The following is a 9509-nucleotide window of genomic DNA, read 5'->3' as shown; positions in this document are numbered from 1 at the left end:
TTATCGCAGTGCATGCGGAGAAGGTCGATGAACGTAAACGGCGTCCTTGAAAGCGGCATCCCAGCTCCGGCGCTTGCCAATGCTTCCGGCTGCAGCGCTATCATCGGGTTCGTCGGCCTCGCCGCCAAGGGTGGCAATGACTGTGGAAGCTAAGCGAAGTACCACCGTTGCGGTCATCGTGCCGATGTTCAACGCCGAACGAACGATCGGGGCGACCCTGGCCAGCATCTGCCGCCAGACGCATCAGGCTCTTGATATCATCATTGTCGACGATGGTTCTTCGGATCGATCGCTATCCATCGTGGCTGAATACGCAAAGCAGGATCCGCGAATCCGGATCCTTCGGCAGGCCAATAGCGGCGTCGCCGCAGCGCGTAACAATGGTGCGGCTGCGACCGATGCCGAGTTTCTCGCATTTATCGATGCCGACGATTTATGGGCTCCGTCAAAGATTGCCCTTCAATGGCAAGCGCTTGACGAGGGCGGACCATCGGTCGGACTGGCCTATTGCTGGTATGCGCTTATCGACGAGCATAGCCGCGTATTTTCGCTGCATAACCGGCCGAGCCATGAAGGGCATGTGCTCCAGCGCATGTGCAGAAATAATTTCGTCGGCAACGGCAGCTCGATGCTCATGCGTCGTTCCGCGTTCGAAGAAGCCGGGCAGTTCGACCCGTCCTTAAGGGCGCGCAACGCCCAGGGCTGCGAGGATCTTCTGATCTGCCTCAGAATTGCGGAGAACTACGAATTCCGCGTCATACAGCAGCACCTGATCGGCTACCGCATGACGAACACGAACATGTCGAGCGACGTCAAGCGGATGCTGTCTTCATGCGAAATCGTCCTCGCCGAGTATCGCGGAAAATATCCTCAATATGGCAGCGACCTCGACGCCCATTTGGTCGACATGATCCACTGGCTTGTCGTTAGAGCCTTTGTCAGCGGGCGATTTTTCGATGGCTGTGATCTGTTGAGGCGATTTCTGGCATTGGCGCCGCGCCTGGCGATTTCAAGTCTGCCGAACATACTGGACGTATATTGCCGCGCCAGGCTGGTTCCCGATTGGCTCAAGGCTCGGCTGAGGGGCTTGCAAAGAAACGCCGAGTTGCGGCCGCTCTATATGGAGACGATCCCGTGAGGTCGGGGAGTTCGTTCCTCATGCGGTTGCAACGGCTCTTCCGCCTGGCAGAGGCGCCGACCTGGGCAGGACCAACCATAGTCGGGCTCGGCCTGGCCGCTGCGGTCCTTGAGGGTGCAGGCCTCTTTCTCTTCATTCCCCTTATTCAGAGCCTCGGCGCCGCAGCCGCGCAGGAGGGAGAATGGCAGCGAATTTTCGACCGGCTTCTCGCACCCGTTCCGCAAAGCCATTTGACGGCATTCTTGGTAGGCGTGCTGTGCGTCAGCATCCTTCTTAAGAATGCCGTCCATCTCATCAATACCTGGGTGACCCGGTATATCGATGGTCTCGTTGCTCATCGGCTGAGGGCAAGGGTTTTCGACCAGACAATCAGCTCATGCATCGACTACCGGGTGGAAAACAAACGCTCCGATATCATCACGACGATTGCCAACAACACCTGGAAGGTCAGTCAGGCCTTAAGTCTCGCCTACCGTTTGACGATATGCTTCTGCACCTTCGTTGTCTTCATGCTGCTGATGCTGCTGATTTCCGTCCGGCTGACCTTCTTCTCGATGATGTTTCTGCTCTTCGCGGCCATGGCCATTCGCCTGGCCACGCGCCGCGCAGACGAAACCGGCAAGGCTGTTGTCGAGGAAAACAAGCAGTTCGGCTTGAGGATGTGGGAGAGCATCAACGCGCTGCAATTGATCCGCGCTTTCGCCCAGGAAGACTATGAGCGCAACCGTTTCCGGAAGACTTCCGACAAAGTGCGGCGACGCCTTCTGAAGCTCGATATGTTGTGGGCGACACCGGGGCCTGTCTCGGAAATCTCGATTACAATCCTGATCGGTGCGCTCGTCCTGGTGGCTCAATCGGTGAGCCTGGGCATTGCGGCGCTGGCCGCGTTTCTCTCGCTACTATATCGTCTTCAAGGCCCAACGCGGGAGCTGCTGCAATCGAAGATCGCGCTCGATGGGCTCGCCGGCAGCATCGACGATGTCGATGACTTCCTCCGCACAACGGAGAGGCCTTTTCTCTCGGAGGGGCATGTGCAGGCACCCACCTTCAGGAAAGCCGTCGAATTCCGCAATGTCTCTTTCCGCTACGCGCCCGGTCAGCCGCTTGCGCTGGAAGATGTCTCCTTCAGCATTCCCGCCGGCAAGACCACTGCGATCGTGGGCGAGTCCGGTGCGGGAAAATCCACAGTGATGGCGCTGCTCTTTCGCTTCATCGATCCGACATCCGGCGAAATCGTCGCCGATGGTATGCCTCTTCCCGAATTCGATCTTCGCAGCTGGCGCAAGCGCCTGTCGCTGATGTCGCAGGAGGTCCACCTCTTCAATGACACGATTTCAGCCAATATCGCCTATGGCGATCTGGATGCCGGGCCAGACGAGATCCGCAAGGCTGCCGAAATCGCCAAGGCGGACGATTTCATCCGGCTGCTTCCGGATGGCTACGAGACACGGATCGGCGATCAGGGGATGCGCCTGTCGGGTGGGCAAAGGCAGCGCGTAGCACTCGCCCGAACGATCCTTCGAAATCCTGACATTCTGCTTCTGGATGAGGCGACGAACGCGCTCGACGCCGAAACCGAACAGGCGTTTCAGCTGGCGCTCGACAAGTACGCGCACAACCGCACCGTTGTCGTGATCGCTCACCGTCTGTCGACCGTTCTGGCGGCCGATCAGATCATCGTGATGACAAAGGGTCGTGTGGTTGAGGCGGGTTCGCCGGACGAGCTCTTCAAACGGCAGGGGCATTTTTCCAGGCTCCACGAATTTCAGCACGGCCGCCGCAGCGGGCGGGAGTTAGGTGATGAGTTACAAGCTTATTGATATCGAGTTGTCGGAGCCCCTGGCGTCGATCGAACTCTCGGCTGAGCAGACCGGCGTCGGCTTGATCGCACGATGGCAGGGCCGGCTGATCGCATTTGAAATGATCGGGCGGCCGGCTGGCTCTATGCTGTCGGCCGAGAGCCTGAAAGCCCTTGCCGATGAGCGATTTGCCGAATGCATCCTCGTTGCGAAGCTGGAGGAGGAGCTGAGGGCGCGCTTGCCGGCGAACGAGACGATGCTGCCGAGCCTCAGCATCGCAATCTGCACCAAGGATCGTGCACAGCGCCTTTCCCGGTTGCTGCGCTCGCTCGATCAGGTTCGGAGTGACTCTCCCTTCCAGTTCGTCGAAATCATCGTGGTCGATAATGCCTCGGTGGATACGGCCACGCGCGAAGCCGTCGAGAGCTTCCGCGATATCCGCTACGTTTTCGAACCGAAGGCTGGGCTGGATTTCGCCCGAAACGCCGCTCTTCATGCAGCCTGGGGCGATATCATCGCCTATCTGGACGATGACGTCGTGGTGGACCGCAATTGGCTTGTAGGCCTTGCCAAGGCGTGCCGCGACAACCCTGGCGTCGGCGGCTTCACCGGCCTCGTGCTGCCGTTTCGTCTCGACACCGAGGCGCAGATCTTTTTCGAGCGGCGTGGTGGGTTTGGCCGCGGCTTTGCGCGCAGGGAGTTTCACAGGGCTCGCTTTGACAACCCGCTCCACCCCGTCGGCGCCGGCGTTCTCGGCGCCGGCTGCAACATGGCCTTCGACCGCAAATTGCTGATCGAGCTTGGCGGCTTCGATGAGGCGCTCGATACGGGAGCGCCGCTGCCCGGAGGCGGCGATCTCGATATATTCTACCGCGTGCTGCGCTCCGGACGCCCGATGATCTATGAGCCGGAATATGCCGTCTATCACGAGCATCGCGAAACCATTCCGCAGCTCAGGCGGCAATACTGGACCTGGGGCCTCGGCATGATGGCCTTTCTCGTCAAGAGCTATCGCATCGATGACGAGATGCGATCGCGCCATCGCGCCATGGTCCGCTGGTGGTTCTTCGACCAGTTGAAGGCGCTTGCCCGTGCGGCTCGCCGGCTGCGCGGCCATGAGTTGCGGTTCGGCATAGCGGAGCTGTGGGGTGGAATTTACGGCCTTGCCGGCGAATATGATCGCTCACGCTCCCGTATCAGATCGATCCGGGAGCGCAATTCATGAGGACAGAACGTTTTGAGGTGAGGCATGTCGATCTGGCGGCTGCCGATATCGGTAGCGATCGCGAGCCCGCATTGTCGGTCTTCTGGTGGAAAGACCTGCCGCTGGGAGCACGGGCATCCCTTAAGGACGAGCTACCTTACGGGACCTCTCAATTGCGTCAGCTTGCGGCCGAATATGCCGCCGCGCAACTCCAGGCTCGCAGCATCGGGCTAGGTGCACCGTTACGAGCCACCTACGAAGGACGGCCAAAGCCCGCGCTCTCGCTGGAGGCGGCGCTTGAAGCGCAAAATCTGGTGGGGGCGCTTGATGCGATCGCAACCGCATCCTCCGCTTCGGCGCAGGACATCTCCGTGGTCATTTGCACCCGCGATCGCGGTCCGGCTCTGAGCAAATGCCTGACCAGCCTTGCAGCACAACGCAGCGCTCCGGGCGAGGTCGTCATCGTCGACAATTCTCAAGCTGGCAATGCGAGGGACATCTGCAGGCAATTCCCCGATTTTCGCTATGTCCACGAGCCCCATGCCGGTCTAAGCCGAGCCCGGAACACCGGCGTTCAAATAAGCCGGTTTGATATCATCGCCTTCACCGACGACGATGTCGAAGCGCATCCGGGCTGGACCACAGAGATCGCGCGTGCCTTCGCGGAACGGGATGTCGAGGCGTTTACCGGTCTCGTGCTACCGGCGCGTCTCGATACGGCAGCGCAATGCTCCTTTCAATTCACCATGGGTGGGTTCGGCTCGACCTTCGTGCCGCTCACCTTCGACAGGCGTTTCTTTGAGGAGACGCGGCCAAGCGGGGCGCATGTCTGGAAGATCGGCGCCGGTGCTAACATGGCCTTTCGACGCTCCGTATTCGAGCGGGTCGGCCTGTTCGACGAACGCTTGGGCGCGGGGGCGGCGGGATGTTCCGAAGACTCTGAGCTTTGGTACCGACTGCTGGCGGCCGGTGGCGTGTGCCTCTATGAGCCTCGGGCCGTTGTCTTCCACCACCATCGCAGCGACTGGCCCGGCCTCAAGCGGCAGATCAAAGCCTATATGAAAGGCCACGTCGCGGCCCTTGTGACGCAATACGATAATTTCGGCGATCGAGGAAACATGGTGCGTATCGGCAAGCAGCTGCCGATCTATTTTGCCAAGACCTTCGTCAAGGCGCTCTTCGAAGGGCCTCCGGGCAGGCTCGGAATTTTGGCGGCCGAAGTAGAGGGCTGGCTCGCCGGCCTGCAGTTTCTGCCGCGCTTCGGCTGGAGAATGCGGCGACCTCCGATGGGGAATGCCGCAACGGCTGAAAAAGGAATATCGCGATGATCAGGAAAGCAGCGCTTGGCCAGTTTCTGTCTGGAAACCCCTATCCGAACGGCTTGACGGATGGTCTGTTCTATCGCGAAAAGATGCGCGCCATCCATCGGGTCGCTCCTCTCGAAACCGGAGGCACCGGACGGGTGCTGGAAATCGGTGGTGGTCGCAGCGGCCTTGCCAGCATCCTCTATCCGCAAGCCGAAATCGTCACACTCGATATCGACCCAGAGCTGGCCGACCATCAGCCCTCCTGGGCGAAATCGACCTTCATCTGCGGTGACGCCTGCTCGCTGCCAATGGACGACGACAGTTTCGATATCGTCACCATGTTCGATGTGCTGGAGCACATCGAGGACGACCGCCGCGCCGCACAGGAGGCGCTGCGGGTGGTACGGCCCGGCGGCTATGTCCTGATCTCCACCCCCGAGATCAACTGGCATTATCCCTATTTCAGTGTCATGAAACGCCATTGTCCGCATGAAAGCGAGCTGATGCGCGAATGGGGCCATGTCAGGCGGGGATACCGGGACCCGGAACTCGCAGCCCTTTTCGACAGGCGCCCGGAGCGGCGCGCCACCTTCATCAACGCCGCCACGGCGTTTTTCCATGACGTCTCGTTTTCCCGCATCGGCCGTCGCCGCCGCAAGGTCCTCTACGCTCTGGCCGCACCCGTGACTTTCCTCGGTTACTTGATGCACCGGCCATCCACGCGCGGCACGGAAACCGCGTTTGCTTGGCGCAAATGAGAGATGGCCAGACGTCGAAGGTGATCGCTCTCTTTCCGTGGGGCGATGTGATCGAGGAGTTTCTCGAGCCGATCGGGCTTGAGCTTCGGGATTTCATCGAACGGATGACAGGAGGTTGGCTGTTCGGCTATGCGGCTGCGCTGAGTTCGGTGGGCCACAAGCCAATCATCGTTTGTGCATCCGAGCGGGTGACCGGAATAGAGCGCCACGAGCATTTGGGTACTGGCACGCCGATCTGGGTTGCGCCGGCAAAACGGGCTCGGCAAGGCTATTCTCCTGCCGCCTATAGCCTGCGGCGCTGGTCTGCAACACCGCTTTCAGCCTTCCGCGAGATCCTTTCCCGCTCCAAATGCGACCTGTTGCTTGCCCAGGAATATGAATATACGCGTTTCGACGCGCTGGCATGGCTGGCACGCAGCCTAAACCTTCCCCTCTACGCCACGTTTCAGGGAGGAGATCGCACGCTGTCCTGGGTCGAGGCTGCCGCAAGACAGCTTTCTCTGCGCGCGTGCCGCGGTCTAATCGTTGCTTCCGCCGCAGAGCGCGATCGCCTTGCCAAGGCCTATCCACGCATTGCTCCCAATATGGCGAATATCCCTAATCCGTTGGATACCAATGAATGGCAAGCGATGGATCGCAGCGAAGCGCGAGCAAATCTCGGCCTGCCTCAGGATTGCTTCATCGTCCTCAATCACGGGCGCATCGATATCCGCCGCAAGGGGCTTGATGTGCTTCTGAAGGCTTGGGCGCGCTTCTCCGACAATCCTTCCGCCCAGCTGATAATCATTGGCTCGGGCCAGGATAGCGAGGCGTTCGCAAAGCTGCTTCATGGAAGCGGCATGTCAAATGTGCAGTGGCTTTCCAGCTATACGACGGACCGAATATTGATCCGGCGCTGGCTTTCCGCCGCGGACGTCTATGTCACGGCTTCCCGTATCGAGGGCATGCCGGTTGCGCCATTGGAAGCCATGGCTTGCGGCCTTCCTGTCGTCGCTTCCGATGCGCAGGGTTTGCCGGACATTTTGGTCGGAGGCGAGGCCTCGGGCGGTCTCATGGTCGGGCAGGAGCGGCCGGAAGAAATCGCGCAGGCCTTGGCAAGATTGAGCGGTGATGAAGTTCTTCGAGCACGACTGGGTGCGGCTGCCCGCAGGCGAGTGACGGAAAAATTTTCGATCGAAGCAGTTGGCGCTGCTCTCGATGAGTTTCTTACAACGGCAAGCAGGTGAGGATCACATCCGGCTGCGATACCAGGCGAGTGCTGTTTCGATAATCCTGTCGATGCTGGAATGCCTGGGCACCCATCCAAGCTCCCGTTCGGCTTTATCGGCTGCTGCGACGAGAGCCGGTGGATCGCCGGCTCGGCGGGGACCATAGGCAACCGGAAGGTTTTGCCCCGAAATGCGGCTGACGGCGTCAGCCAATTCCTTGACAGTCGTTCCGTTGCCGGTGCCAAGGTTGTAGACATGCACCCCCTCATCCCGCAATAGCTTCTCTCCGCCAAGGACATGAGCCTGCGCGAGATCGCTGACGTGGATGTAGTCGCGCACGGCCGTGCCGTCTCGCGTGTCGAAGTCGGTGCCGTTGATGGTGAAGGTTCGGCCCGGTCTGATCGCCGCTTCTATAGCGAGCGGAACGACATGGGTCTCTGGCTCGTGCCGCTCACCGATCTCACCATCGGGGTCGCCGCCGGCTGCATTGAAATATCGCAGCATCACAGCATTGAGGCCGCGGGCGCGCGAGAAATCCTCCACCATCCGCTCGATGATGAATTTCGACCATCCATAGGGGTTGATCGGCCATTGCGGATGGGTCTCGTCAATCGGGGTACGGGTCGGAATGCCATAGGATGCGCAGGTGCTTGAAAAGATCAGCCTGTCGACACCTGCTTTCAGCATTTCCTCGATAAGAACCAGCGTTCCGAAACTATTGTTCCGATAGTAAAGCTCAGGAAATTCCACGGATTCGCCGACATAGGCATAAGCCGCGAAATGGGCGACCACATCCGGGCGATATTGGCGCAACGTTGCCGCGACCGTCTCGGCGTCGGCAATATCGCCTTCGACCAGCGGCCCCCATTTCACCGCATCACGCCAGCCGCGAGAGAGATTGTCGTAGGTAACGACCGACCATCCCGCCTCGGCGAAGGCCTTGCAGCAATGCGATCCGATATAGCCGGCTCCGCCGGTGACAAGGACCGTCCTCATTCGGCAGCGATCGCGTGCGAACGGCCTGACGACAGCAAGTTTTCGAAATAGGCGATCGTTCTGGCAAGGCCTTCCCGCAACTGAACCTTCGGCTTCCAGCCGAGTTCGCGCGATGCGACCCCGATATCCGGCTGCCGTTGTCTGGGATCGTCAGCCGGCAGGGGCAGGTATTTTATCGTAGAGCGGCTTCCGGTCAGTTGTATCGCGAGATTGGCGAGCTCCAGCATCGTAAATTCCGCCGGATTGCCGAGATTGATCGGGCCTGTCACCTCGTCCTTTGTTCCCATCAGGCGAACCAGGCCGTCGATAAGATCGTCGACATAGCAGAACGAGCGCGTCTGCTGGCCACTGCCATAAACCGTTATCGGCTTGTTCTGCAGCGCCTGTACGATGAAGTTGGAAACGACCCGGCCGTCATCGGGACGCATCCTTGGACCGTAGGTGTTGAAGATGCGCGCCACCTTGATCCGCAGCTTGTGCTGGCGCCAGTAATCGAAAAACAGGGTCTCGGCACAGCGCTTGCCTTCGTCATAGCAGGAGCGAGGCCCTATCGGGTTTACCCGGCCCCAATAATCCTCCTGTTGGGGATGGATCTCGGGATCGCCATAGACTTCGGACGTTGAGGCCTGAAGGATCTTGGCGCCGACCCGTTTGGCGAGGCCGAGCATATTGATCGCACCGTGGACGCTGGTCTTGGTCGTCTGCACCGGATCGAACTGGTAGTGAATCGGGCTTGCCGGACAGGCGAGATTGTAGATCTCGTCGACCTCCACATAGAGGGGAAAGGTGATATCGTGGCGGACGATTTCGAAGGACTTGTTGTCAAGCAGATGGAAGACGTTGCTTTTCCGTCCCGTAAAGAAATTGTCTACGCAGATAACCTCATGTTTTTCCTGCAAGAGCCGCTCACATAGGAAGGAGCCGAGAAAACCTGCTCCGCCGGTAACCAGGATTCGTTTTGTTTGCTGCATGCCGGTTATCTCGCAGCCAACAGCGTGAAGTTGCCGCCGTCGGAAACTGCGGCAGATGCCGGGGCTGGGATGCCGCTTTCAAGGACGCCGTTCATGTTCATCGACCTTCTCCGCATGCACTACGATAG

The 9509-nt window shown here is 59.7% G+C and carries 8 protein-coding genes; 6 read left to right on the top strand and 2 right to left on the bottom strand.

The features are described from left to right. Positions 1-136 precede the first annotated feature (136 nt). The 6 genes from AC13Q5_RS34885 to AC13Q5_RS34860 are packed head-to-tail and all read left to right on the top strand — an operon-like array spanning position 137 to position 7432. A complete protein-coding gene (locus AC13Q5_RS34885) occupies positions 137-1138 on the top strand; it encodes a glycosyltransferase family 2 protein (RefSeq protein ID WP_167459838.1) in 1002 nt (333 codons plus the stop codon). Positions 1139-1158: 20 nt separating this feature from the next. Then, positions 1159-2958, top strand: coding sequence for an ABC transporter ATP-binding protein (locus AC13Q5_RS34880; protein WP_488504945.1), 1800 nt, complete (start codon positions 1159-1161; stop codon positions 2956-2958). Then, complete coding sequence (locus tag AC13Q5_RS34875) at positions 2939-4162, top strand: glycosyltransferase family 2 protein (protein WP_488504944.1); 1224 nt, start codon at positions 2939-2941, stop codon at positions 4160-4162. The genes AC13Q5_RS34880 and AC13Q5_RS34875 overlap by 20 nt, the downstream gene beginning before the upstream one ends. Continuing rightward, entirely contained in the window at positions 4159-5469 is a 1311-nt protein-coding gene (locus tag AC13Q5_RS34870; protein WP_488504943.1) for a glycosyltransferase family 2 protein, read from the top strand. The genes AC13Q5_RS34875 and AC13Q5_RS34870 overlap by 4 nt, the downstream gene beginning before the upstream one ends. Beyond that, positions 5466-6206: a class I SAM-dependent methyltransferase gene (locus tag AC13Q5_RS34865; RefSeq protein WP_075854401.1), complete on the top strand. Its 741-nt coding sequence runs from the start codon at positions 5466-5468 to the stop codon at positions 6204-6206. The genes AC13Q5_RS34870 and AC13Q5_RS34865 overlap by 4 nt, the downstream gene beginning before the upstream one ends. Then, a complete protein-coding gene (locus tag AC13Q5_RS34860) occupies positions 6203-7432 on the top strand; it encodes a glycosyltransferase family 4 protein (protein ID WP_488504946.1) in 1230 nt (409 codons plus the stop codon). Before AC13Q5_RS34865 ends, AC13Q5_RS34860 begins: the two co-directional genes overlap by 4 nt. Positions 7433-7435: 3 nt before the next feature. Here AC13Q5_RS34860 and galE read toward each other — a convergent pair whose 3' ends face one another. Both galE and AC13Q5_RS34850 read right to left on the bottom strand, forming a co-directional pair. Beyond that, positions 7436-8410 (bottom strand): UDP-glucose 4-epimerase GalE, encoded by a 975-nt coding sequence (gene galE / locus AC13Q5_RS34855; RefSeq protein ID WP_488504942.1) that lies wholly within the window; start codon positions 8408-8410, stop codon positions 7436-7438. After that, positions 8407-9381: a UDP-glucuronic acid decarboxylase family protein gene (locus tag AC13Q5_RS34850; RefSeq protein WP_488504941.1), complete on the bottom strand. Its 975-nt coding sequence runs from the start codon at positions 9379-9381 to the stop codon at positions 8407-8409. Before AC13Q5_RS34850 ends, galE begins: the two co-directional genes overlap by 4 nt. Positions 9382-9509 lie beyond the last annotated feature (128 nt).

It is taken from the genome of Martinezella sp. CNPSo 3964 (assembly GCF_057784375.1).
This window is presented reverse-complemented; position numbering and strand designations above follow the sequence as displayed.